General features: G+C 37.3%; 22 protein-coding genes. 17 read left to right on the forward strand and 5 right to left on the reverse strand.

Translation table 11 applies throughout. The features are described 5' to 3' along the window. The first annotated feature begins 126 nt into the window (after nt 1-126). Nucleotides 127-1,323 (forward strand): CCA tRNA nucleotidyltransferase, encoded by a 1,197-nt coding sequence (locus OZY43_RS04065; RefSeq protein WP_277166237.1) that lies wholly within the window; start codon nt 127-129, stop codon nt 1,321-1,323. Here OZY43_RS04065 and OZY43_RS04070 read toward each other — a convergent pair. After that, nucleotides 1,309-1,974, reverse strand: coding sequence for a hemolysin III family protein (locus OZY43_RS04070; protein WP_277166240.1), 666 nt, complete (start codon nt 1,972-1,974; stop codon nt 1,309-1,311). The two genes, OZY43_RS04065 and OZY43_RS04070, sit on opposite strands and share 15 nt — an antisense overlap. Nucleotides 1,975-2,092: 118 nt before the next feature. Between OZY43_RS04070 and OZY43_RS04075 the strand changes: the two genes are divergently transcribed. From OZY43_RS04075 to OZY43_RS04125, 11 genes are all read left to right on the forward strand, one after another. After that, nucleotides 2,093-2,953, forward strand: coding sequence for a DegV family protein (locus OZY43_RS04075; protein ID WP_277166243.1), 861 nt, complete (start codon nt 2,093-2,095; stop codon nt 2,951-2,953). A gap of 2 nt (nt 2,954-2,955) precedes the next feature. Continuing rightward, nucleotides 2,956-3,186 (forward strand): YozE family protein, encoded by a 231-nt coding sequence (locus OZY43_RS04080; protein ID WP_277129674.1) that lies wholly within the window; start codon nt 2,956-2,958, stop codon nt 3,184-3,186. Nucleotides 3,187-3,236: 50 nt separating this feature from the next. After that, a complete protein-coding gene (gene ylqF / locus OZY43_RS04085; protein WP_277166246.1) occupies nt 3,237-4,076 on the forward strand; it encodes a ribosome biogenesis GTPase YlqF in 840 nt (279 codons plus the stop codon). Next, nucleotides 4,073-4,831, forward strand: coding sequence for a ribonuclease HII (locus OZY43_RS04090; RefSeq protein ID WP_277166249.1), 759 nt, complete (start codon nt 4,073-4,075; stop codon nt 4,829-4,831). Before ylqF ends, OZY43_RS04090 begins: the two co-directional genes overlap by 4 nt. A gap of 49 nt (nt 4,832-4,880) precedes the next feature. Further along, nucleotides 4,881-5,732 (forward strand): DNA-processing protein DprA, encoded by an 852-nt coding sequence (gene dprA, locus OZY43_RS04095; protein ID WP_277166252.1) that lies wholly within the window; start codon nt 4,881-4,883, stop codon nt 5,730-5,732. A gap of 63 nt (nt 5,733-5,795) precedes the next feature. Beyond that, entirely contained in the window at nt 5,796-7,904 is a 2,109-nt protein-coding gene (gene topA / locus OZY43_RS04100) for a type I DNA topoisomerase (RefSeq protein ID WP_277166255.1), read from the forward strand. 86 nt (nt 7,905-7,990) lie between these two features. Beyond that, nucleotides 7,991-9,307 (forward strand): methylenetetrahydrofolate--tRNA-(uracil(54)-C(5))-methyltransferase (FADH(2)-oxidizing) TrmFO, encoded by a 1,317-nt coding sequence (trmFO, locus tag OZY43_RS04105; protein ID WP_277166258.1) that lies wholly within the window; start codon nt 7,991-7,993, stop codon nt 9,305-9,307. Then, nucleotides 9,307-10,230: a site-specific tyrosine recombinase/integron integrase gene (xerA, locus tag OZY43_RS04110; protein ID WP_277166261.1), complete on the forward strand. Its 924-nt coding sequence runs from the start codon at nt 9,307-9,309 to the stop codon at nt 10,228-10,230. The genes trmFO and xerA overlap by 1 nt, the downstream gene beginning before the upstream one ends. Next, complete coding sequence (gene hslV, locus OZY43_RS04115) at nt 10,230-10,754, forward strand: ATP-dependent protease subunit HslV (RefSeq protein ID WP_277166263.1); 525 nt, start codon at nt 10,230-10,232, stop codon at nt 10,752-10,754. Before xerA ends, hslV begins: the two co-directional genes overlap by 1 nt. Nucleotides 10,755-10,772: 18 nt before the next feature. After that, the gene (gene hslU / locus OZY43_RS04120; RefSeq protein ID WP_277166266.1) at nt 10,773-12,182 is read left to right on the forward strand and encodes an ATP-dependent protease ATPase subunit HslU; all 1,410 of its coding nucleotides are present in this window, start codon (nt 10,773-10,775) and stop codon (nt 12,180-12,182) included. A 17-nt stretch (nt 12,183-12,199) separates the two neighbouring features. Further along, nucleotides 12,200-13,087, forward strand: a complete 888-nt coding sequence (locus tag OZY43_RS04125; RefSeq protein ID WP_277166269.1) for an aldose 1-epimerase family protein — start codon at nt 12,200-12,202, stop codon at nt 13,085-13,087. Between the two features lie 139 nt (nt 13,088-13,226). Here OZY43_RS04125 and plsY read toward each other — a convergent pair whose 3' ends face one another. Beyond that, entirely contained in the window at nt 13,227-13,862 is a 636-nt protein-coding gene (plsY, locus tag OZY43_RS04130; RefSeq protein ID WP_277166272.1) for a glycerol-3-phosphate 1-O-acyltransferase PlsY, read from the reverse strand. A gap of 96 nt (nt 13,863-13,958) precedes the next feature. On the opposite strand from plsY, the gene parE reads away from it, so the two are divergent. From parE to OZY43_RS04150, 4 genes are all read left to right on the forward strand, one after another. Continuing rightward, complete coding sequence (parE, locus tag OZY43_RS04135; protein WP_277166275.1) at nt 13,959-15,917, forward strand: DNA topoisomerase IV subunit B; 1,959 nt, start codon at nt 13,959-13,961, stop codon at nt 15,915-15,917. A 15-nt stretch (nt 15,918-15,932) separates the two neighbouring features. Then, nucleotides 15,933-18,386, forward strand: coding sequence for a DNA topoisomerase IV subunit A (parC, locus tag OZY43_RS04140; RefSeq protein ID WP_277166278.1), 2,454 nt, complete (start codon nt 15,933-15,935; stop codon nt 18,384-18,386). Between the two features lie 145 nt (nt 18,387-18,531). Continuing rightward, nucleotides 18,532-19,470: a LysR family transcriptional regulator gene (locus OZY43_RS04145; RefSeq protein WP_277163767.1), complete on the forward strand. Its 939-nt coding sequence runs from the start codon at nt 18,532-18,534 to the stop codon at nt 19,468-19,470. Nucleotides 19,471-19,529: 59 nt separating this feature from the next. Then, nucleotides 19,530-20,459, forward strand: coding sequence for a manganese-dependent inorganic pyrophosphatase (locus OZY43_RS04150; RefSeq protein WP_277163768.1), 930 nt, complete (start codon nt 19,530-19,532; stop codon nt 20,457-20,459). 73 nt (nt 20,460-20,532) lie between these two features. Here the strand turns inward: OZY43_RS04150 and OZY43_RS04155 are convergent, their stop codons facing one another. Beyond that, nucleotides 20,533-20,892, reverse strand: coding sequence for a helix-turn-helix transcriptional regulator (locus OZY43_RS04155; RefSeq protein WP_277132737.1), 360 nt, complete (start codon nt 20,890-20,892; stop codon nt 20,533-20,535). A gap of 1,174 nt (nt 20,893-22,066) precedes the next feature. On the opposite strand from OZY43_RS04155, the gene xerS reads away from it, so the two are divergent. Continuing rightward, nucleotides 22,067-23,131, forward strand: a complete 1,065-nt coding sequence (gene xerS, locus OZY43_RS04160; RefSeq protein WP_277163769.1) for a tyrosine recombinase XerS — start codon at nt 22,067-22,069, stop codon at nt 23,129-23,131. Between the two features lie 48 nt (nt 23,132-23,179). Here the strand turns inward: xerS and OZY43_RS04165 are convergent, their stop codons facing one another. Then, nucleotides 23,180-23,803: an NUDIX hydrolase gene (locus OZY43_RS04165; protein WP_277163770.1), complete on the reverse strand. Its 624-nt coding sequence runs from the start codon at nt 23,801-23,803 to the stop codon at nt 23,180-23,182. A gap of 63 nt (nt 23,804-23,866) precedes the next feature. Next, on the reverse strand, nt 23,867-24,745 hold the full coding sequence (locus OZY43_RS04170; RefSeq protein WP_277163771.1) for a DegV family protein: 879 nt from the start codon (nt 24,743-24,745) through the stop codon (nt 23,867-23,869). Between the last annotated feature and the right edge of the window lie 15 nt (nt 24,746-24,760).

Raw genomic sequence — 24,760 nt, forward strand, 5'->3', positions numbered from 1 at the left:
AAGTTGCTTGTCTAAATGATGATGTTAAATTTACAAGCAAGCAGGATAGTAATAATTAATTTTGCTTAATGCTAATTTAAATGATTAAAAACAATAAATTACTAAAATAAATGAGTTGATTAATTAATGATGAAAATAAATAATTTACCGCCAGTATTTACGGCGGCGCTCCCCGTCTTAATTAAGTTGGAAGCAGCGGGCTATGAAGCCTATTTTGTTGGTGGGTCTGTGCGGGATTTATTACTAAACCGGCATATTCATGATATTGATATTGCAACAAGTGCCTATCCCGAAGAAGTGAAAGAGCTGTTTACTAGATCAATTGATACTGGAATTAAGCACGGAACAGTTACTGTTTTATATGAAAATGAAAGTTATGAGATTACGACCTTTAGGACAGAATCCGGGTACCAAGATTATCGTCGACCTGACCATGTAACTTTTGTACAAAATTTAAGTGAAGATCTTAAGCGGCGTGACTTTACCATTAATGCCCTGGCGATGAATACTCAAGGGGAAATTATTGATTTGTTCGATGGGTTAGCCGATTTAAAAAAGCACGTCATCAAAGCTGTTGGCGATCCTGAAAAAAGGTTTAATGAGGATGCTTTGCGAATGATGCGTGCTGTAAGATTTATGAGTCAGCTCCAGTTTAAACTGGAAACACAGACTGAGCAGGCAGTAAAAGCCCACCATGAATTGTTACAAAAAATTTCAGTTGAGCGAATTCGAGATGAATTCGTTAAGATGGGGATTGGCCCGCATTCACGGCAAGCTTTTCAGGTTTTCTTAGATACGCAATTAAGCGAAGACGTACCTGATTTTGCCGGTAAAAGTGATTTGCTGGCAATTTATCCTAGTTTGAAATTTAATCCTAATATGGAAACAAGTCTATGGGCAATTATTATTATTCTACTGAAAATTCAGGATAGTCAGATTACTAAGTTTATGCGTGATTGGAAGAATTCTAATGCAATGACAGCTGAAGTTGAACGAGTAGTTGCTTTGTTTGATTTGATTTCTGAACGCACACCAACTGATTTTGAATTATTTGAAGCTGGTAAAGAAACCTTGCTTAATACAATTGACGTTGCTCATATTCTGGGGCAGCCAATTAATTCTGAGGCGTTAGTTGACCGCTATGTTGCTTTACCAATTAAATCTTCAAGTGAATTAGTAATTGATGGTCGCTTTTTAATTAATGCTGGTGTTGTACCGGGTCCGCGCTTAGGTAAGCTGCTGACGGACATTAAGAAAAAAGTCATTACTGGAGAATTAGCGAATACTAAGGATGCCGTAACTGCCTACCTAAACGAAAAGTAAAATGGAAAAATACATTAATCCTGATCCTAGCATTACAAATAAATGCCAGATAACGTGGATAAATGGAATTCGCTGCATGGTATATAATAAGGCACCAACTGTGTAAGCAATCCCGCCGCCGACAAGGAGCCAAAAGCCCGTTGGGCCAAGACGAACATAGAGATATTGGCCTGATAAAATGACAAGCCAGCCCATTGCGACATATAAAATGGTATTAAGAATAGGGTGTTGACCACTACTAAAAATATAATAAATAATGCCAAAGATGGACAAAATCCAGATTAGACAAAATAAAATCCAGCCCCAAGTGCCACCAATAGCGACAAGTGAATATGGTGTATAAGAGCCAGCAATTAATAAAAAAATTGATGAATGGTCAAAAATTTGAAAGATGTGCCGCGCCCGAGTAAAAATCAAGCTGTGAAAGAGCGATGAAAAAAGATACAAGAATATTAGGCAGATACCATAAATAGTAAAGGTAACAATACGCAATAGACTGCCAGTGGCGACAGCTTTTTTAATTAAAAAAAACAAGCCGATAATAGCCAGAAAGCAACCAATTCCGTGTGTGATAGCACTGAAAATATTATCTAGTAAATAATACGTTGTTGACCTGTTTACTGGTTTCTGCCAAATTTCTTTCAATTTCATTTTAAATCAATCCCATTGTTTGCTGCTATTGCTAAATTTTTTGTTATAATGACTTGTAATTAATACAATTCACATTCTATCATAAATGTAACGTAAATTAGAATTGAGGGCGAATACGTTGTCAAAGATAAAAATCATGACGGATTCTTCGGCGCAGTTAACGCCAGAAGAAATCGCACAATATCATATTAAAGTTATTCCCTTGCTGGTAACAATTGATGATCAGACCTATGTTGATGGTGTCGATATCACCCGACACGAGTTTGTCCAAAAGATGACAACAGCAAAAGAATTACCTAAGACAAGTCAGCCACCAATTGGCCAGTTAATTGATACTATTAATGATTTGACTGCTGATGGCAGTGAAGTTATTGGCATCTTTTTAGGCAAGGGCTTGAGTGGAACAATTGATGCAGCAAGACAGGCCGTCAAAATTGCTGGTAAGGATGAACAGGTAAATTTGGTCGATTCTGAATTGACTGATCGTGCTGAAGGATTGCAGGTTTTAGAGGCTGCTCGTGGTGCTTTGAAAGGACAGTCAGTCCCAGAAATTTTAGAACACCTAGAACATATTAAGAAGACACAACGATTAAGGCTGATAGTTGTCAATTTGGAAAATATCATCAAGGGTGGACGACTAGGACCTGTTTCTGGTAAAATTGCTACTCTACTGAACATTCGTCTTGAGTTGCAAATGCCGGGAGGTCATTTAAAAGTGGCCAAAAAAGGTCGTGGTAAGAAATTCTCGTCAGCCTTTGATAATCGTGTCTTAGCTGATATTGCAGCTAACAAGGATAAGATTAAGGAAGTAGGTATTTCTTACGTTTCTCTTGATGGTGTACCGCAAAAATTAAAGGATTTTGCTGCAAAAATTAAAGAGATTAATCCTGAGATTGACGTACTAGTGCGTGAAACGAGTCCAATTATTGCGACTCACACGGGACTAGACGCCTATGCAATTTTGTACTATACGGAGTAATCATGGCTTATCGAGAAAGTTTTTATCGTTATTTAATGACCCAGCGCGATAGTGATTCAAATGATGAAATTGCGCAGTTTGCAAACAATGCTCAGAATGATCAGACTTTTCCTAAACAGGAACAGGATTACGAAAAGCTGTCTGATTATCTTGAACTAAATGCTGGTTATTTATCTAGTATGAGTATTTTTGATCGTGCCTATGAAATGTATCAAGAAAAGATGGCGTATTGAGTAAAGCTCCTAACTTTTGGAGCTTTTTTAGTGTTAAAGAGGACAAAAAGATGGCGACAATTCAATGGTATCCGGGACATATGAACAAGGCCCGCAACCAACTTGAAGAAAAAATGGGATTAATTGATGTTTTGGTTGAAGTGCTGGATGCCCGCATCCCCCAATCGTCAAGAAACCCAATGATTGAAAAATTAGTGGGTGATAAGCCGCATTTAATTATTTTAAATAAGGCTGACTTGGCAGATCCCGTTTTAACTAAGATGTGGCAGAAGAAGTTTAGCGGCAAAGGTAAATTTGTCATGGCGATGGATTCACTGCATAATACTAATATGCAGGTATTAGTGCGGATGGTTAAAAAAGCAGCTATCGCAAAGGTAGCCAAACTTGAAGCTAAAGGTGCATCTAATCCTGTTATCCGGATTGCCTTGGCTGGCATTCCCAATTGTGGTAAGTCGACAATTATTAACCGTTTGGTTGGACATAATGTTGCCGCAGTTGGTAATAAGCCCGGGGTAACTAAGGGACAAACTTGGCTTAAAACGCAGACCAATATTCAAATTTTAGATACACCGGGAATACTTTGGCCTAAATTTGATGATCAAGAGGTTGGTTATAAGTTGGCCGCTTTTGGTGCAATTAAAGATAGTATTTTTCATGCCGATGATGTTGCCTTATTTGTTTTAGCTAATTTGCGTAAATATTATCTTGCTAACTTAGTTAAATTCGCGCGAACTACTAAGGAGCAATTAACTAAAATTAATGATTCAGACTTACTTTTAGCAATGACTGAAGTCTACGGAATGCGGGATGATTATGATCGCTTTTCACTTTATTTCTTGCAGCGGCTGCGGAAGGGTAAAGTAGGAAGGATTACGTTAGATCGCCCATGACAATTAAAGAAATTAAGGCGCTTCTTGACAGTGATGAGGTAGCCGCTGAAGATTTGATGGCGCTAAAGGCTGATTCACGTTCAGGCGTGCAAAAGTTGCTCGTTAGTTATCGTAATCGTCAAGAAAAGCTGGCTAATAAGCAAGCAGCTTTTTTAGGTCGGTTTCAATATGAGCGTCAGTTTTGGTCTAAGGGACAGTTAGTTGCTGGTGTTGATGAAGTTGGCCGGGGACCGTTAGCTGGACCAGTAGTTACTGCAGCGGTAATCATTGATGAAAATTTTGATTTAATTGATGTTAACGACTCTAAAAAGTTAAGTCCAAAGAAGCGGCTGCAATTATATCCGCAAATTTTAAAAGAAGCCGTTAGTATTGCAATTGGTGTTAAAAGCGCGGCGGTAATTGATAAAATTAACATTTATGAGGCTGATCGCTTAGCAATGGCCCAAGCAGTTAATAATTTAGACTGTCGACCGGATATATTGCTAGTTGATGCGATGAATGTGCCCGTTGCTTTACCCCAGGTTAGTCTAATTAAAGGGGATGCAAAATCGAATTCAATTGCGGCAGCTTCGATTGTTGCTAAGGTCTTCCGGGATCAGTTAATGGCTGATTATGACCAAATCTATCCTGAGTATCAGTTTGCACATAATGCTGGCTATGGCACTAGTGATCACCTTGCGGCGCTTAAAAAGTATGGCCCGACGCCGATTCACCGCAAAACTTTTGCGCCGGTTAGCGATTTTTTTGCTAGTTAAAAGAAATATTGCTTCCTTTTTACGTATTTGTAATCAGGAGGCTTTTTTGATGAAAAAAACAAATTTTCTATTGCGGTTAAAACTGCAGCGTGGAATTGGGTACGTCAAGATGCTACAAATTGCTAGTCAACTCGATACTGATGAAATCAATCGGGCAACAATTAATAAGATGACTTTACCAGCAGCTCTTAAAGAATTGGCTTGGGCTGCATACAATGATCCTCAAGCCGAAAACGTGATTAAGCGAATTAAAAAACAATGTCAGGTAATTAGTTTCTTCGATGATTTGTATCCTGAAAAATTGCGGCAAATTTACCAGCCACCACTAATTTTGTTTGCGTTGGGTGACACTACCTTACTGCAAAAAGAAATTGTTACAATTGTGGGTGCTCGACTGGCAACAGTTTATAGTCAGCAAGTGTTAGAACAACTAGTACCCAATTTAATTAAACATAATTTTGTGATTGCTAGTGGTCTAGCCAAAGGCGTCGATGTGCTGGCGCATAAAGCTACCTTAAAGTATCATGGTAAAACAGTTGCAGTCGTTGGCAATGGACTCAATCATTATTACCCAATGGCCAATCACTATGTACAAGAGCAAATTATGCGTGAAGGTTTAATTTTAAGTGAATATTTACCAGATACACCACCACGGCCGTTTCGTTTTCCCCAACGTAATCGAATTTTAGCTGGATTAGCTACTAGTGTAGTAGTAACGGAAGCCAAAGAACGATCAGGTTCATTAATTACAGCTAACCTAGCTTTGCAAGAAAATCGTAATGTTTATGCCGTTCCTGGACCAATCACCAGTGAATTGTCAGTAGGACCCAATAAATTGATTGCGGCAGGAGCAAATCCGCTGACTGATTTTAATTTATCGCTTGAAAGATTTGACAACTAGTCATAAAATATTCTATTCTCAGAATAGTATTTTGAAATTAGAATTTTAATGAGGAGGCTTTTGATGCCTACTAAGTCAAAGCCAAAAAAGCGGAAAAAAACATTAGTAATCGTTGAATCTCCGGCAAAAGCCAAGACAATTGAAAAATATTTAGGGCGTAATTACCGGGTAATTGCTTCAAAAGGTCATATTCGTGATCTGCCAAAATCCCAAATGGGAATTGATTTTGATAATAATTACAAACCCAAATATATTTCAATTCGTGGTAAAGGCGATACGATTAAAGAATTAAAAGCGGAAGCTAAAAAAGCCAAGGATGTTTATTTAGCATCTGACCCTGATCGTGAAGGAGAAGCGATCGCTTGGCACGTTGCACATGCGTTAAATCTTGATGACACAGCAAAGAATCGAGTAACATTTAATGAAGTAACTAAGGATGCGGTGAAGAACAGCTTTAAGCATCCCCGGTCCATTGATATGGATACAGTTAATGCTCAACAAGCACGCCGAATTCTTGATCGCATTGTGGGTTATTCACTATCACCAATTTTATGGGATAAAGTTAAAAAGGGTCTGAGTGCAGGTCGAGTGCAGTCAGTTGCCTTAAAGTTAGTAATTGATCGTGAAAAAGAAATTAAAGACTTTAAGCCTCAAGAATACTGGACAATTGACGCTGAATTTAAAAAAGGTCGTAAAGCATTCAAGTCGCAATTTTGGGGCGTAGATGGTAAGAAAAAAGAATTACCAAATAATGATGCTGTTCAGGCAATCTTAGCTAAAATTGATAAAAAGAAAGAATTTACAGTTAACAAGGTTGTTTTGCGTGAACGCCGCCGCCAGCCAGCGGCACCGTTTACTACTTCTACGATGCAGCAGGAAGCCAATAAGCGCCTGAATTATCGTACACGGCGGACAATGAGTATTGCACAGCAACTGTACGAAGGCATTAGCTTAGGTAAAGAAGGTACTGTAGGTTTAATTACTTATATGAGAACTGACTCTAAACGGACATCGCCAATTGCGCAAGCGGAAGCGTCAAAATTTCTTAACGAAAAATATGGTAAAGAATATGCGGCTAAGGGTCAGCGTCATTTTAAGAATGCTGAAGACGCTCAAGATGCCCACGAAGCAATTCGGCCAACAAGCGTTTACCGGACACCAGAATCACTTAAGTCTGTTCTCACAACAGAACAATATCGTTTGTATAAGTTAATCTGGTCTCGCTTTTTAGCTAGTGAAATGACACCGGCTGTCTATGATACAGTAAGAGCTGACAGCGAACAAAATGGTGTAACTTTTAGAACAACGGGTTCAAAGATGAAATTCGCTGGGTTTACTAAGGTTTACGATAATCAACAAGAAAAAAATGTTGAACTACCAGACTTAAATGAGGGCGACAAGGTTAAGCTATCTAAGTCAGATAATAAGCAGCACTTTACATTGCCGCCAGCTCGTTATACTGAAGCTAGTCTAGTTCACTCACTTGAAGAAAATGGTGTCGGTCGGCCTTCGACTTATGCGCCAACAATTGATACTATTCAGCGCCGCTATTATGTTAAACTTGAAGGTAAGTCGATTGTGCCAACTGAATTGGGTGAAATTGTTGACAACTTAATTGAACAATTCTTCCCAGACATTGTTAATGTTGACTTTACAGCACAATTAGAAAATGATCTTGATAGTGTTGAAGAAGGTAAGAAAAATTGGGTTAAGGTCATTGATGACTATTACCATCCTTTTAAAAAGGAACTGGATAAAGCAGACAGTGAGATCAAAAAGGTTCAAATTAAAGATGAACCAGCTGGCTTCAATTGTGATATCTGTGGGGCACCAATGGTGATTAAGATGGGCCGCTATGGTAAGTTCTATGCTTGTTCGCGTTTCCCTGATTGTCGGAATACTAAGGCAATTGTGAAGAAAATTGGGGTTACTTGTCCTAAATGTGGCAAGGGGGATGTTGTTGAAAAGAAGTCGAAGCGTAATCGTAAATTCTTCGGCTGTTCACGCTATCCTGAATGCGACTTCGTGTCCTGGGATAAACCAATTGGACGTAATTGTCCCAATGACGGTCACTTTTTGGTTGAAAAGAAAAACAAAAAGGGACTTGTTGTCTTGTGCCCTAACGGCGACTATAAGGAAGAAGCAAAAGATGACACGGTAAAAGAAAGTTAAATTTAAGTTAATATCATCAAATCGATTGTGATTTGATGATATTCTTGTATTTAGTAAAATAATTTTTAGTAAAGGAATAGTAAAATATGCCTAAAAATGTAATTGTAATCGGCGGTGGCTTAGCCGGCAGTGAAGCGGCATGGCAGTTAGCTAAGCGAGGAATTCACGTTGACTTATATGAAATGCGGCCACATAAATTAACACCAGCCCACAAGACTGGTAATTTGGCAGAATTGGTCTGCACGAATTCAATGCGATCAAACCAATTGTCCAATGCGGTCGGCTTATTAAAAGAAGAGATGCGTCAATTAGATTCGTTGATTTTAGAAGCAGCCGATAAGACTCAAGTGCCAGCTGGTGGTGCCTTAGCCGTTGATCGTGATCAATTTAGTGAATACGTTACACAAAAATTGCACGCCTTGCCGAATATTACTTTTCATGGCGAGGAAATTACAACAATTCCTCAAGATGATATTACTGTAATTGCGACAGGACCATTGACGAGTGATCGCTTAGCTGAGCAGATTCAGCAATTTTCTGGTACTGATAGTCTGCATTTCTTTGATGCGGCAGCACCAATTGTTGCTGCTGATTCCATTGATATGGACATTGTTTATAAGAAATCACGTTATGATCGCGGGGAAGCTGCCTATTTGAATTGTCCACTGACGAAAGATGAATACGATCACTTTGCCAGTGAATTGGTTAAGGCAGAAACAGCTGCAATGCATGGTTTTGAAAGCCAAGATGTTTTTGAGGGTTGTATGCCAATTGAAGTAATGGCAGGCCGTGGCAGTAAAACAATGTTATTTGGTCCATTGAAGCCAGTGGGGTTGGAAGATCCTCATACTGGAACAACGCCGTATGCAGTTGTTCAGCTGCGGCAAGATAATGCCTCGGCTTCGATGTATAATATTGTTGGGTTTCAAACACACTTGAAGTATGGCGAACAAAAGCGAGTTTTTTCACTGATTCCGGGGTTAGCTAATGCACGGTTTGTTCGCTATGGTAAAATGCACCGTAATACTTATATGGCCTCACCCGAAGTTCTAACTGCTAGTTATGAAGCAAAAAAGCAACCAGGATTGTTCTTTGCTGGTCAAATGACTGGTGTTGAAGGCTATGTTGAAAGTGCGGGCAGCGGTTTAGTTGCGGGTATTAATGCCGCCAGACGTGCTCGTGATGAAGCACCAGTTGCTTTTCCGAAAATGACGGCTCTTGGGTCAATGGCTAATTATGTCACAACAACTAGTGCTAAACATTTTCAACCGATGAATGCCAGTTTTGCATTAATTCCAGGACTTGAAGGCAAAAAGGTACGTAATAAGCGTGAGCGCCATGAAAAAATTAGTGAGCGTGGCTTAGCTAGTCTGGCTAAATTTAAAGCGGAAGTTTTAGATTAATGACTGAAAAAGATCAAGAATTAGCTTTATTTATTTCTTACTTGCAAAATGAGCGACATTATAGTCCCAAAACAATTAGATCTTACCAAACTGATTTGCTTGAGGCAAAAGCATTTTGGCAGGCTAATGGCGGCTTTAAGTCGTGGGCAAAACTGCAAGAACGGGATGTTGAGATTTTTTTACAAAATCTCGCTGATCGTAAGTTAGCTAGAGCTACGCAAGCAAGGAAAATGTCGAGTTTGCGGTCATTTTATCGCTTTTTGACTAAACGGAAGTTAATTAAAGTTGATCCTACTCAAGCCATTGTCCTACGTGCTCAAGGCCATAAACTGCCGCAGTTCTTTTATGCTCCTGAACTTAAGCAAGTATTTAAGTCACTAACTGGCACTGACACTTTAACTTGCCGTAATTTGGCGATGTTCGAGTTATTTTATACAACCGGCATGCGGGTAAGTGAAGTTAGTGCGTTAAAATTAAAGCAAATTGATTTGAAGTTAAAGATGATTTTAGTTCACGGTAAAGGACAAAAAGATCGTTATGTTGCCTTTGATGAGCCGACAAAAACAGCTTTAACTACTTATTTGCATACTGCTCGTCCCAGACTGTTAGGTAAAAATGTAGATCAACAAACTGTTTTTTTGAATAATCGCGGAACACAGATTACACCGCGCGGAATTGAATATGTAATGCAAAAAGTATTTAATAAAGCTGGGGTTAGTGGTAAGGTTCATCCCCATGAACTGCGACATTCGTTTGCAACGGCAATGCTTAATAATGGTGCTGATTTGCGCAGCGTACAGGAACTTTTGGGCCATACTAATTTATCGACTACACAGATATATACTCACGTAACAATGAGCCATTTACAGGCTAACTATGAGCAATTTTTTACTCGTAATAATAAGAAAGATGAGGCAAAATAATGACAACAATTTGTTCAGTTAAATTTAATGGTAAAACAGCAATTGCTGGTGACGGTCAGGTCACTTTAGGTGAAAAAGTAATTGCTAAGGCAACAGCAAAAAAAATTCGGCGGATTTATCATGACCGGGTAGTCATCGGCTTTGCTGGTGGTGTTGCTGACGCTGTTAGTCTGCAAGATATGCTAGAAGGAAAATTGGAAGCTTTTGGTGGCGATTTACGACGAGCAGCCGTTGAAATGGCCCAGTCTTGGCGTAAAGATCCAACTTTGCAAAAATTAGAAGCAATGTTGATTGCTTTTAATGACCAAGATTTACTGTTGATTTCTGGGAATGGTGAAGTCTTAGAACCCGATGAAAATGTGGTAGCAATTGGTTCTGGTGGTAATTTTGCGCAAGCAGCAGCTATTGCTTTAACAAGACATTCTTCTGGAATGTCGGCTGAAGAAATTGCTCATGAAGCCGTTGAAATTGCCTCAGGTATTGATATTTTTACAGATAATCAAATTATCACGGATGAGCTTTAAAGTTTAGGAGAAAAATTCATGGATACAAAGACACCCAAACAAATTGTTAGTTTGTTAAATGAATACATTATTGGGCAGGATGAAGCTAAAAAAGCAGTAGCTGTTGCCTTATATAATCGTTATCGCCGCATGCAGCTACCGAAGAAGATGCAAGAAGATATTACACCCAAGAACTTACTGATGGCTGGTCCTACCGGTGTTGGTAAAACGGAAATTGCGCGGCGGCTGGCAGCAATTGTCAAGGCACCATTTGTTAAAGTTGAAGCAACCAAATTTACTGAAGTTGGTTATGTTGGCCGTGATGTTGAATCCATGGTGCGCGATTTAGTCAATGAAGCTGTGCGCATGGAAGAAAAAGAGCAATTTGATCGTGTCCGCAGTCAAGCTGCTAAAGAAGCCAATAAAATTTTAGTTAGATTGCTAGTACCAGGAATTAAGCATGAAAAACGCCAAAATCAGATGCAGGAAATGCAAGATATGATGGCAATGTTAATGGGCGGAAATCAAGGTGATGCCGCAGCTAAAGATACCGATCAAGAAGAAGTAACTGATGATATTCGTAATCAACGGTTAACAATTTCTGAACAGCTCAACAAGGGCTTGCTGGAAGATCGTGACGTAACTATTGAAGTTGAACAAACACCTAAGGTTAACCCTATGGGTGATATGATGGGGCAAATGGGAATTGATATGAGTTCCATGTTCAATAATTTAGTACCGAAGAAAAAAGTTAAGCGTACATTGTCTGTACGGGATGCACGCGAAATACTAATTCAAGAAGAATCACATAAATTAATTGATTATGACACGCTTTATCAAAAAGCAATTGAACGTACAACAAACAACGGAATTATCTTTATTGATGAAATTGATAAGGTAACATCAAGTAATAAGAAAAATTCTGGCGAAGTTTCGCGTGAAGGTGTGCAACGGGACATTTTGCCAATCGTTGAGGGCTCAACAGTTCAAACTAAATATGGTCCTATTGCTACTGATCATATTCTCTTTATTGCCGCTGGAGCATTTGCTGAAAGTAAGCCAAGTGATTTGATTCCAGAATTACAAGGTCGATTTCCTATTCGAGTAGAACTGAAGGCTTTATCTAAGGATGACTTTGTTAAGATCCTTAAGGATCCTGCAGATTCGCTTTTGCAGCAATATGTTGCTCTTCTTAAAGCTGATGGTATTAAATTGATCTTTACACAAGAAGCGGTTAACCGCATTGCCCAGATAGCTTTTGATGTTAACCAAGGTACTGATAATATTGGTGCTAGAAGATTATCAACGATTTTAGAAAAATTGCTGGAAGATGTGCTTTATGAAGGTCCTGATATGACGATGGGTGAAATTACAGTTACTGAAGCATATGTTAATGAAAAACTTAGTGATATAATAACGAATAAAGATTTAACTAAGTTTATTCTTTGACAAAGGCGATGAGTAGTATGGATTACACCATCAAAAATTCAATTTTACAAGTTGTAATTTCAAGCAAGGGTGCTGAAATTCAAAGTATTAAGAGTCAGCATAATGGGTATGAATATATTTGGCAAGCAGACCCTAATGTCTGGGGTCGTCATGCGCCAGTGCTATTTCCTATTGTAGGCCGCTTAAAAGACGATGAATATACTTACCAAGGTAAGACTTATCATATGGCACAGCATGGGTTTGCACGTGATTTGGAATTTACAGTCGAACGCCAAGCAGCTGAAAGTATTACGTTTTTATTGCATGATACTGAACAGACAAGGGAGATTTATCCGTTTAAGTTTGAGTTGCGGGTTAATTATAATCTGCTTAACAATCTTTTAGAGGAGAACTTTACTGTAACTAATAAGTCTGCTGGTGAAATGATTTTTGGTATTGGTGGTCATCCTGGCTTTAACATTCCGACAACTAAAGCAATTACTAAAGAGGATTATTATTTTTGTACGCAGCCTTCGGTTGCCAGAATTCAGATTCCACTAAAAGGTGCCTATTTAGACTGGTCTAACCGGTCGTTAGCCTCGACTAACAGTTTAATTACGTTGAGTGACCATTTATTTAAAAATGACGCACTGATTTTTCAATTGCACGGTCATGATAATAAAGTATCGCTTAGAACAGAAACTAGTGATTTTCATGTTAATGTATGGTTAAGAAATGCACCATTTGTTGGCGTGTGGTCACAGTATCCTAAGACGGCTGACTATGTTTGTATCGAACCGTGGTGGGGAATTGCTGACCGTGAAGATACTAGCGGCAAGCTCGAAGAGAAGTATGGTATGAATCATTTAGAGCCCGGTGCAGAATTTCATGCTGGGTTCGGCATGGCTTTTCATGATAAAAACTAAATAATAAAACAGCATTAGAACTGGTAATAGTAGCTCTAATGCTGTTTTTGTTTATACTATTACTTGCGAACTATTGTTCGAATGGACTATAATATAAAAGCCAGTAAACATTGTTTGACTGGCTGTATTTATTTTTAGTCTATAACTTGTGGTGCCTTTTTTTATACCAATAAAGCAAACCAAAGGGAATGATATTCTCATTATGATGTTCCAGACGATGGATATTATCCTTGTGTCGGGTAAATAAGATAATGAGCATTATTCCAACAATCACGGTTAAAAAAGGATCGTGAAAGAAAAAAGTTACAATAAAGATGGCGCTAATGGCGATTAGGCTTGATAGGCTAACATATGATGTGATAAACACAAGCGGTAGAAAGATTGCTGCACAAACGCCAAAAAATGTTAAGTTATAACCTAAAAAGACGCCGGCACTAGTTGCTACTGCCTTACCTCCCTTGAATTTAAGGAAAATGGGAAAAGTATGACCTAGTACGGCTAAGCCACCACAGATTAGTAATAGGTACTTAGGACCTTTGAGGTGAAAAAGTCGCGGTAAACATGTTGCCAGTGTTCCTTTGAGGACGTCGACAACTAATACAAACGTGCCAGCATAGGGGCCAAACACACGAAATGTGTTAGTTGTTCCAATATTACCCGACCCGTATTTTCGGATATCTTCTTTAAAAAAGACTTTTCCAATAATCACACCGGTCGGGAAGGATCCAATTAAGTATGCTAGAATAAATACCAGTACAAATTTCAAATTTATCATTTACATCCTGCTCTCTTAGTATCTTAAAGCTATTTTAGCAAAAAATATTGACTTTGCGCGGAAAATTTAAATGATTTAACAACTGGAGGAGTTTATTTGACTAAAACAAATAATAACAAAAATTCTTACGATGACTCGTCAATTCAGATTCTTCATGGTTTAGAAGCTGTTCGTAAGCGACCAGGAATGTATATTGGCTCAACTGATGTTCATGGTTTAAATCAATTGGTTTATGAAATTGTTGATAATTCGGTTGACGAGGCAATGGCCGGTTTTGGTCAAGAAATAGATGTGACGATCCATCAAGATAATAGTGTGACCGTGCGTGATTTTGGTCGAGGTATGCCAACAGGGATGCACAAGTCAGGGAAACCGACGATTGAAGTTATTCTGACGGTTCTGCATGCTGGTGGTAAATTTACTGAACAAAATTATAAAACTTCAGGTGGTCTGCATGGAGTGGGGTCATCTGTTGTTAATGCTCTTTCCAGTTATATGAAAGTTAGAGTTGTTCGCGATGGCAAAGCTTACGAAGAAGAATTTGCTAATGGTGGTCATCCCGTAGGAACGCTTAAGTCATTAGGTAAGACTAGGGATAAAACGGGAACAACGATTACTTTTAAACCTGATGAAACAATTTTTTCAACGATTAAGTATAAGTATGAAACAATTCAAGAGCGAATTCGAGAATCTGCTTTTCTATTAAAGGGAGTGCGCTTTGTTTTAATAGATGAACGGGAACCTGAGCATCATGATGATTTTAAGTATGATGACGGGATTAAGTCCTTTGTGTCTTATTTGAATGAAGGCAAAGATACCCTAAGTGATGTCTTTTACTTTGAAGGCAAGCAAGACGAAATGGAAGTTGAATTTAGTGGTCAGTACAGTGACAGCTATTCAGAAAATTTAGTTTCATTTGTTAATAATGTGCGTACTTCTGATGGTGGTACTCATGAAGTGGGTGCTCGAAGCGGTTTTACGCGGGCTTTTAATGACTATGCCAAAAAGCAGGGCCTGCTTGGTAAAAAAGATAAAAATATTGATGGATCTGATTATCGTGAAGGTCTTAGTGCCGTTCTTTCAGTAAAGATTCCGGAAGAATTACTTGAGTTTGAAGGTCAGACGAAGGGTAAATTGGGCACGCCACAAGCACGTTCGGTAGTTGATACACTCGTTTACGAGAAGATGTCGTACTACTTAATGGAAAATGGTGAGTTAGCCCAAGATTTGGTTAAGAAGGCGCAACGGGCGAGGGATGCTCGTGAGGCTGCCAAAAAAGCACGTAATGAGAGCCGTAATGGTAAAAAACGCCGTAAAAAGGAAGTTTTATCTGGTAAGTTAACACCAGCGCAGTCACGTAATCCCAAAAAGAATGAGTTATTCTTGGTTGAGGGTGATTCTGCTGGTGGTTCTGCTAAACAAGGCCGTGATCGAAAATTCCAAGCAATTTTGCCATTGCGGGGTAAAGTCTTAAACACGCAAAAAGCTAAACTGCAAGACATTTTTAAAAATGAAGAAATCAATACCATGATTTATACCATTGGTGCTGGTGTTGGAGCTGAGTTTAAAGTGGAAGATTCTAATTATGACAAAGTTATTATCATGACGGATGCCGACGACGATGGTGCACATATTCAAATTTTGCTGCTGACTTTCTTTTATCGCTATATGCGGCCAATGATTGAACAAGGTAAGATTTATATTGCCTTGCCGCCATTGTATCGCTTGCAAAAAGGCCGTGGTAAAAAAGCACAGGTTAAGTATTCTTGGACCGATGAAGAATTGGCAACTGATGAACAGAATATGGGTCGAGGTTATGCTTTACAACGTTTTAAGGGACTCGGTGAAATGAATGCTGAACAATTATGGCAGACAACAATGAATCCCGAATCGCGTATGTTAATTCGGGTTAAAATCGATGATGCTGCTTTAGCTGAACGCCGAGTAACTACCTTAATGGGTGATAAAGTTGCTGCTAGACGAAAATGGATTGAACAAAACGTCAAGTTTAGAATGGGCGAGAACACATCAATCTTGGAAGAAGAAAATGAGTAAAGAGGTTTTTAATTAATGGCTATAAAAGAACGAATTCGTGAAATGCCACTTGAGCAAGTCATGGGTGAACGGTTTGGCCGCTATTCAAAATATATTATTCAGGAACGGGCTTTGCCAGATATTCGTGACGGGCTAAAGCCAGTTCAAAGAAGAATCCTTTACGCAATGTATCAGGATAATAATACTTATGATAAACCGTTCAAAAAGGCAGCTAAAGCAGTTGGTAATATCATGGGTAATTTTCACCCTCACGGTGATAGTTCTATCTATGGGGCGTTAGTGCACTTATCTCAAGATTGGAAAATGCGTGAACCATTAGTTGAGATGCACGGTAACAATGGTTCAATGGATGGCGATGGCCCTGCTGCTATGCGGTATACGGAATCACGGCTGAATAAAATTTCCAATATGTTGCTGCAGGATATTGATAAAGACACGGTTAACATGGTGCTGAACTTCGATGATACGGAGTATGAACCAACGGTTTTACCTGCACGCTTTCCTAACCTTTTGGTTAACGGTTCAACCGGGATTTCTTCAGGTTATGCAACAGAAATTCCGCCACATAACTTGTCAGAAGTTATTGATGCCACTATTTATCTGTTGAAGCATCCAGATGCCACTTTAGACGATTTAATGAAGTATGTTCAAGGTCCAGATTTTCCAACTGGAGCAATCGTAATGGGACAAAAGGGGTTGCGTGAAGCTTATGAAACTGGTCGTGGCCGTATTCAGGTACGGGCTAAAACCGCAATTCAGGAAATTAGGGGACACCGTCAAGAAATCGTAATTACTGAAATTCCATTTGCCGTTAATAAAGCTTTAATGGTTAAAAAGATGGATGAAATCCGTCTTAACAAGGAAATTGATGGTATTGCAGAAGTGCGTGATGAAACCGACCGTCATGGTTTATCAATTGTAGTTGAACTTAAAAAAGATGCAGATGCACAGAATATTTTGAACTATCTGTTTAAAAATACTGAACTGCAAGTTTCTTATAACTTTAATATGGTAGCGATTGATAATATGACGCCTGTGCAAGTTGGACTAAAACATATCCTTGCTTCATATCTCAGTCACGAAAAAGACGTTGTTATTAAGCGAACCAAATTTGATCTGAATAAGGCACAAAATCGTTTAGAAATTATTCAAGGTTTAATTCACGCAATGGATATCCTTGATCAAGTGATTAAAGTGATTCGAGCTTCTAAGAATAAGACTGATGCAAAGAAGAACTTAACAAATGAATTTTCTTTTACATCACGTCAAGCTGAAGCAATTGTGTCACTGCAATTGTACCGTTTAACTAATACCGACGTTGATGCCTTAGTTGCTGAACAGACTGATTTGAATAAAAAAGTAGCGCAATTTCAACAACTACTATCTGATTCTAAGGTTTTAGAAAAAGAAATTATTCGGGAACTTTCAGCGGTTAAACGTGAATTTGGTAATCCACGGCGGACAGAAATCTCTACAGCTACGGCTAAAATTCAAATTGACGAAAAGGCTTTGGTTGCTGATGAACAAGTACGGGTCTTAATCAGTCGTGATGGTTACCTAAAGCGGTCTTCGTTACGTTCATGGCAATCAAGTGACGATACTGAAAATGGCTTGCCTGATGGTGATGATGTTGTGTTTGAAAAAACAATTTCAACCTTAGCCAACCTGTATCTTTTTACTAATCGCGGTAATGTAATTTATCGACCAGTTCATGAATTGGTTGAAACCAAATGGAAAGAAACTGGTCAGCACCTATCGCAAGAAATTGGGTTACCAAGTGATGAACAGATAATTCGCGTTTTTGATTTTACTAAATTAGATATGGATGTTAACTTCTTATTGGCCACTAATGACGGCTACATTAAGCAACTGCAACTTGCTAATTTACAACCGACAAGAACGTATCGTTCACGGGCAATGACGGCGATGAAGATGAAGTCGCAGGATAGTCAGGTAGTTCGTGCTGACGTAATTGAGCCGAATACTAATGCCGAAATTATTTTGTTTACGCATCAAGCTTATGCCGTTCGTTATGATGTTAGCGAAATTCCGGAGTCTGGCGCTAAGGCAGTTGGTGTCAAATCAGTCAACTTAAAAGATGATGACTTCATCGTAACTTATGTTCTAGTTAAGCCAGAATTTCTTGATTTAATTCATATTGGTTTAATTACACAACGTGGGGCGTTCAAACAATTTAAGGCGAAGTTAATTAATAAGGTTTCGCGTGCTAAGCGTGGGGTTCTTGTTCTACGTGAACTAAAGACCAAGCCGCATCGAATTTCTGCCTTAACTGCATATGCCCAAAACTATACTTTAGTTGTTACTACTAGCAGTAAAAGAAAGATAAAAATAGCAACAAATGCGTTTCCTTTAGGCGACCGTTATTCTAATGGTTCCTTTGTTATTGATACTACGAGTGATGGTAAACCGCTTAGTTTAAAGTTAGTTAAACCGTTGATTAATCAGTAAATGAAAGGCTTACATAAAACTAAATAAAAAATAAATTAAGTGTAAGTTAATAATATTTGAATTATGCTTTGACATGACCGAGTTTTTATTTGATAATAGCATATAAATAAAACAATATTATTATCAAGATAGAAGGAATATTCTTATGCCTAAAACAGATACAATACTTTCAACTAAGTCATTACACTATTTTTTACAATTAATTGATACGATGAATTATACTCAAGCTGCACAAATCTTGGGTATTACACAGCCAGCTTTGACACAGCAGATTAAAAAAATTGAGCATGCAATTGGTACACCTTTGTTTGGTCAAATGGGTAAAAAACTTTATTTGACTGAAGCGGGTAAAGAGCTGCAAATTGGTGCAATCAAATTGCTTGGAACTATTAATTCGGTAGTTAGTGATATTCAAGAATTTACACAAGCTGATAAGGGCAATATTTCTATTGGGGTTTTGGATAGTATTAATTCAGAAATTTTACGGAAGTTTTTGATTAGTTTTAACCAAAATAATCCAGATATTACGATTAGTCTTACTTACTTTAATCGTAAAAATTTATGGTATAACTTGGACAATAATTTAATTGATATTGCTGTTATGTTTTTGCCAGATAGTACCAAGAAGAGTCAGGCAGAATTACAACATCAATATGAACATATGGATATTTATGAAGATCAATTAACCGTTTTAACTCATAAAGACACAGTTGAAGCTGGCAAAACTTATCCGATTTCTCGATTTATGCATCGTGAATGGGTTGCCTATCCAGATGAATTTTATTTGACGCAATTAATGAAGAAAAAGCTGGGTGCCAAAGGGAATGCTAAGGGTGACTTAACCGTACCGCTTAGTTTGTCATCAACACCGCAATTAATTACAACAGCTGAAGAAACAGATTATGATACTTTTGTTAGTGATGCTTATTACCAAGCACATAAGGATGAAATCAATTTGACACCTGTTTATTTGAAAGAAAACAAGAAATTCTCTGTATCGATGGTTTATCGTAAAGGTAAGAAAGATGTACCACGGATTAATAATATTTTGACCGAATTCAAAAAATTCTTGGAGAAAGAGTAACTATTAGGTAAACTAGAATAGAACAATAATTTTTGTTAAAAAGGAAGAAGAGGAAATTAATGGAAAAAGAGTTAATTTTTGGGCATCAAAATCCTGATACAGACGCAATTGGTACTGCGATTGCATATTCGTACCTGCAAAATAAACGCGGTTATAATACGGAAGCTGTCGCTTTGGGTGAACCTAATGATGAAACAGCCTTTGCCTTGAAGAAGTTTGGCTTTGAAGCACCACGGGTAATTAAAACTGCTGCTAACGAAGTAAATAAGGTAATGTTGGTTGATCATAATGAACCACAACAGAGTGTTGCTGATATTGACAAGGTAACGGTGACCCATGTTGTCGATCATCACCGAATTATGAACTTTGATACAAGTGCGCCATTATTTTATTTGGCTGAACCTGTTGGCTGTACCAGTACCATCATGTGGAAGCTTTATAAGCATTATGGCGTTGAAATTCCACAAAATATTGCTGGAATCATGCTTTCTGCAATTATTTCTGATACTTTGCTTTTGAAATCACCAACTACTACTGATGATGATCATCAAGCAGTTGAAGCATTAGCTAAAATTGCTGATGTTGATTATGAAACGTATGGTCTTGAAGAATTAAAGGCTGGGACAAATATTGCTGCTAAGTCTGAGGAAGATCTCATTGACTTAGATGCTAAGAGCTTTGAACTTAATGGTAAAAATGTTCGGGTTGCACAAATTAATGTTGTTGATTTACCTGAAGCAATGGCACGAAAAGCCGCTTTTTTGAAGGCAATGAATGATGCTTCTGCAGCAAATCATTATGACTTGTTTATGCTGCTAATTACCAATGTGCTTGATTCTGATTCAACTGCCTTAGTAGTTGGTTCAGATGATGCTCAAGCAGCATTTGCTAAGGCATTTGGTGAAGTTACAGATTCTGAAATCAGTTTACCTGGTGTCGTTTCACGTAAGAAGCAAGTTGTACCACCATTAACTGAAGCATTTAATTAAAATCTAGTTTTAGCGTAACAAAAAAGCGAAGTAGGGAACTGATCCTACTTCGCTTTTTTTAATAAAATTAAAACTAGTCTTTATTAATTTCTTTAGCTAAGATAATGAAAGATTTACATACTCTTTCAGCCTTTTCAGGCGCCATTTTTCTTAATTCATTAAGAACCTTTTTGATAAATACCGGAGTATTATCTTGATGATTTTCTACCTTAACTTCCTTGAAGCGGTAAGCATTCATGATAATATCTGGTGTAGTTGTATTTAAAGCTCTAGCAATTGAGTCAAGCTTTTGAATACTAATGTTTTGGTTCTTGGTCCGTTCAAGCCGAGAAATAAAGTTAACTGACAAATCACTTAATTCAGCGAGATCCTCCTGTGTCAGCTTTTGTTCACGTCGTCGACGGCATATTTCTTTTCCTAAATTTATACTCATTGAATAAATCAACCCTTTCAAAAACACAGTCCCATAATAATAGATTATAGAACAAAATAATAAAAATAATAAGTAAAACATTTAAATTTAACGAAAAAACCGAAATTAAATAAAATGTTTTTAAATAAACCCCAGATAGTATTGTAGGCTATTTTGCTAAAAATTCAAATAAAAATGCACCAAGAAAAATTCAACTTAAAATAAATAAGATTAAAAGCGGAAAATATTATCTAAATGCATGTGATCACTTGCTATCAAGCTAAACTAGAACTATAAACAATTTATAGTTAGTAATTAATTAACTGTAAAAACATTTTTTCTTTAAAAAGGTTGATATAATAGCTAATAGGAGCATAATTTTATTGGCTTTAGTGACTTAAAGCTGAATGCTATTAGTTAGGGTTACTAGCGCAGTTGCACTTCGTATAATATATATTATGTAAAGTTAAATTAAAATATAAAAATTTACTTAAGAGATAGCAAATTTGGCTATTAATATCAATTAGTCATTATCAAATTGATAACAAAAACTTGTAGTAATAAAAAAATAAACGGCATATAAATTAATGAACTTAGTAGCTTAAAGTTAGTTGGCTAAGGCAACGATTCTACGTCTGAATTACTCTAGTTAGTTTGAGAATTGATAATTAATGAATAATTATTTGGGTTTTTAACTTCGAATAATAAATAGAATTTGTGAGATATAATTTGTTTTTGAATTTATCACGGCGTATTAGGTAGAACATTATATGGATAATAAAAGAATCTATTGATTAATACGATTGCTTTTATCTAAGTGTTTTTTACTTGCTATCATTAAAACTATAATTTTAATGATAGGTAGTTAAGGTGATAATTTAGGTTTTTAATCAAATTTTGGCTATTTGGTTTTTGAATTTGATTAAAATTAATAACATAAATTTTTGATTTGATTCGTAAGGCGGCCTTTTTATTTATGATAGCTTAATAGTATTATAGTTAAACTGAAGACGATGGTTATACTACTTGCATTACTCTTTTTTACCCTGAAAAGCTTGAAATACCTGCTCTTATACTACCCTCTACTCTCTTTACATGACCTCTTTCATAGTCAAAAATCCAAACATACATTCTATTTTTGCTTTATAATATTAAAGATAACTTGATAAAAATTGGATAATAGGAGAATCTAGCCGTGGAAACCAAAAAATATTTAGATTTAATTGCTGCCGAATTAAGTACCATGCCGGATTTTGTTAAAGAATACAACTTTGGTACTAATCATTCCCTAACAACAACTTACCAATATTTAACTGAAATCAGGCGTTTCTTTGACTGGCTGCGACGTGAAGGAATTTCTGATGCTAGTGATAATCAACATGTTAGTACTGCTACGTTAGCTAATTTAAGACGTAATGATATTATGCTATACATCAATTACTTAGGACATATTAAAAACCAGCAAGGTCACCTTAATTCACCTACAACAATCAATCGTTCAATTAATGCCTTGCGCTCATTGTTTAAGTTTTTAACAATTACTGCTGATAATAATAATGGTCAGCCCTACTTTGAGCGTAACGTAATGTTAAAGATCGATTCGTTAAATAATACAAAGACATTAAATTATCGTGCTCATATTCTTGAATCCCATATGTATATCGGTAAATTAAAGTATCAGTTTCTTGATTTTATTGAAAAAGACTATGAACAGCACTGTAATCAACATGCTGTGCCCGCCTTCAAATTGAATAAAGAACGTGATATGGCAATCATTGCTTTAATTTTAGGGACTGGTATTCGCGTTTCTGAATGTGCTGGTGTTAATGTAGCGGATTTGAATTTAAAGAAAGCCACCCTTGATGTAACTCGTAAAGGCGGGCAACGTGACAGTGTACCGATTGCTGAATGGACACTAGATTATATTGTTGAATATCAAAAAATCCGGCAGGCACGTTATTCTGCTTCTAAAAAAGAAACAGCCTTTTTTCTAACTCGTTGGCATCACCAAACTAGACGGATCACGACTAATGCAATTGAAAAAATGGTTAATAAATATTCGGCCAGCTTTGGTCATCCATTAACACCTCATAAATTACGGCATACTCTTGCTTCCGAGCTTTATGATGTAACTAAGGATCAAGTCCTTGTAGCACAACAATTAGGTCAAAAAGGTACTTCAGCCACAGATTTGTATACCCATGTTGACCAGAAAAAACAACGTGCAGCGTTAAATGAAATTTCTGAAACTGATAAATAAAACAAAGACACTGGAATTATTATAAATTTCCAGTGTCTTTTTCATATCTTATTCGAATTTTGGTTGCCAATTAGGATCATTTTTGGCGGCAAAGCACAAGTTAATCTCTTCTTGGGTAGTTCTTTGTTCTGAAAGTTGTGGTAGCTTATCTTGACTAAAATAACGGCATGCACTAGTTTCAGTGTTTTGATTAAAAGTGCCGCCATGTTCATGACACAAAAAGAAAACATTGACAACGTTAATTGCACGTTCACCACGAATTGTATGATCATGGTTACGCAGTGCAATTATTCGTTCTACTGAAATTTCGCGACCAGACTCTTCTTTAGCTTCCTTAATACAATTGTCTTTAACTGACATGTTGGGTTCACACCAGCCACCCGGCAATGACCATGCCCCATCAATAGTTTCACGAACTAATAAAATTTGTTCATCTTTAAAAATTGCTGCTCTAGTACCTAATTTAGGTGTTTGATAACCATCATCACTGCTAAAGAGCGATTTGACTTTCTTTAGCGGCAAACCGGTTTTAGCGGCCATCATTTCGGTAGCAATCACGCGAATCCGTTCATAACGTTCTAAATCAAACCGATCATGGCCATATTCCAAACCGTTTTGCGCTAAACTTTGCAGTTCAACTGCCCAATTAGTAAATTGATCCTTTTTATCCATAGTGCTCCTTAATTCTCCCTGATCTATAAAAAATCACAAAAAAACAGCCCTCACAGCTGCTTTTTACTTGGTTAAATCAATTTTATCAATATCAATCATCCAACCAATTGCCAATGATTTTTCACCTAAATGAGTTGCAATCACAGGACTAAACTTGGTAACAGAAATTGTCTTATCAGGAAACTGTTCAAGCAAAAATTGCTTGGCTTCTTCAGCTTGATGTTCATCATTCGAATCGATAATGAATAACTTAATTTTATCTTTATATGGTAGTTGGTCAATTTTTTCAATAGTTAAACGTTCTATCTTGTTAAAAGCTCGCTTCATTGAGCGAATTTTGTCAAAAGCAATAATTTCACCATTCTTGAAGGTTAATAAAGGCTTGATATTTAACATTGAACCAATAAAAGCGCCAGCATTACTTAAACGGCCACCGCGACTAAGATTTTTAAGATCATTAACAACAAATAGTTCGTCAATAGTTGCGCGAATTTTTTCTAAGTGATCGAGGATGGTCTCTAAGCCTAAACCATTATTGATCATACGCGCAGCAGCAAGAACAAGATTTCCTTGTAGTCGCACCGTCATTTGCGTATCAACTGGATGTAAACCATATTCAGGATTAGTCTTTGCAATATTGCAAAGAGTTTGATAAAAACCTGAGATACCGCTCGAAAGTGTAATTGCAATAATGGCTTCATAACCCTCTTCATGTAAATGATTAAAGAGACTAATCATGTCACCCATGCTTGGCTGTGAGGTTTTCGGAAAATCCGCACCCTGCCTTTGCAATTCAAAAAGCTTATCAGAAGTAATATTAACGCCTTCTAAATATTCCTTACTACCAATAATAATTGGGATTGGAACAACGATAATATTGTTGGCTTCAGCTTCCTGTGGAGATATAACGCTAGTACTATCGGTAACTAATGCAATTTTCATCTAACTAACCTTTCA

The organism is Lactobacillus sp. ESL0785, from assembly GCF_029395455.1.
Lineage (GTDB): Bacteria > Bacillota > Bacilli > Lactobacillales > Lactobacillaceae > Lactobacillus.

Bases quoted from the DNA above. Each gene is read 5' to 3' on its own strand.
- OZY43_RS04065 (WP_277166237.1), top strand. From the start codon at position 127: ATGATGAAAATAAATAATTTACCGCCAGTATTTACGGCGGCGCTCCCC.
- OZY43_RS04070 (WP_277166240.1), bottom strand. From the start codon at position 1,974: ATGAAATTGAAAGAAATTTGGCAGAAACCAGTAAACAGGTCAACAACG.
- OZY43_RS04080 (WP_277129674.1), top strand. From the start codon at position 2,956: ATGGCTTATCGAGAAAGTTTTTATCGTTATTTAATGACCCAGCGCGAT.
- ylqF (WP_277166246.1), top strand. From the start codon at position 3,237: ATGGCGACAATTCAATGGTATCCGGGACATATGAACAAGGCCCGCAAC.
- OZY43_RS04090 (WP_277166249.1), top strand. From the start codon at position 4,073: ATGACAATTAAAGAAATTAAGGCGCTTCTTGACAGTGATGAGGTAGCC.
- dprA (WP_277166252.1), top strand. From the start codon at position 4,881: ATGAAAAAAACAAATTTTCTATTGCGGTTAAAACTGCAGCGTGGAATT.
- topA (WP_277166255.1), top strand. From the start codon at position 5,796: ATGCCTACTAAGTCAAAGCCAAAAAAGCGGAAAAAAACATTAGTAATC.
- trmFO (WP_277166258.1), top strand. From the start codon at position 7,991: ATGCCTAAAAATGTAATTGTAATCGGCGGTGGCTTAGCCGGCAGTGAA.
- xerA (WP_277166261.1), top strand. From the start codon at position 9,307: ATGACTGAAAAAGATCAAGAATTAGCTTTATTTATTTCTTACTTGCAA.
- hslV (WP_277166263.1), top strand. From the start codon at position 10,230: ATGACAACAATTTGTTCAGTTAAATTTAATGGTAAAACAGCAATTGCT.
- hslU (WP_277166266.1), top strand. From the start codon at position 10,773: ATGGATACAAAGACACCCAAACAAATTGTTAGTTTGTTAAATGAATAC.
- OZY43_RS04125 (WP_277166269.1), top strand. From the start codon at position 12,200: ATGGATTACACCATCAAAAATTCAATTTTACAAGTTGTAATTTCAAGC.
- plsY (WP_277166272.1), bottom strand. From the start codon at position 13,862: ATGATAAATTTGAAATTTGTACTGGTATTTATTCTAGCATACTTAATT.
- parC (WP_277166278.1), top strand. From the start codon at position 15,933: ATGGCTATAAAAGAACGAATTCGTGAAATGCCACTTGAGCAAGTCATG.
- OZY43_RS04145 (WP_277163767.1), top strand. From the start codon at position 18,532: ATGCCTAAAACAGATACAATACTTTCAACTAAGTCATTACACTATTTT.
- OZY43_RS04150 (WP_277163768.1), top strand. From the start codon at position 19,530: ATGGAAAAAGAGTTAATTTTTGGGCATCAAAATCCTGATACAGACGCA.
- OZY43_RS04155 (WP_277132737.1), bottom strand. From the start codon at position 20,892: ATGAGTATAAATTTAGGAAAAGAAATATGCCGTCGACGACGTGAACAA.
- OZY43_RS04165 (WP_277163770.1), bottom strand. From the start codon at position 23,803: ATGGATAAAAAGGATCAATTTACTAATTGGGCAGTTGAACTGCAAAGT.
- OZY43_RS04170 (WP_277163771.1), bottom strand. From the start codon at position 24,745: ATGAAAATTGCATTAGTTACCGATAGTACTAGCGTTATATCTCCACAG.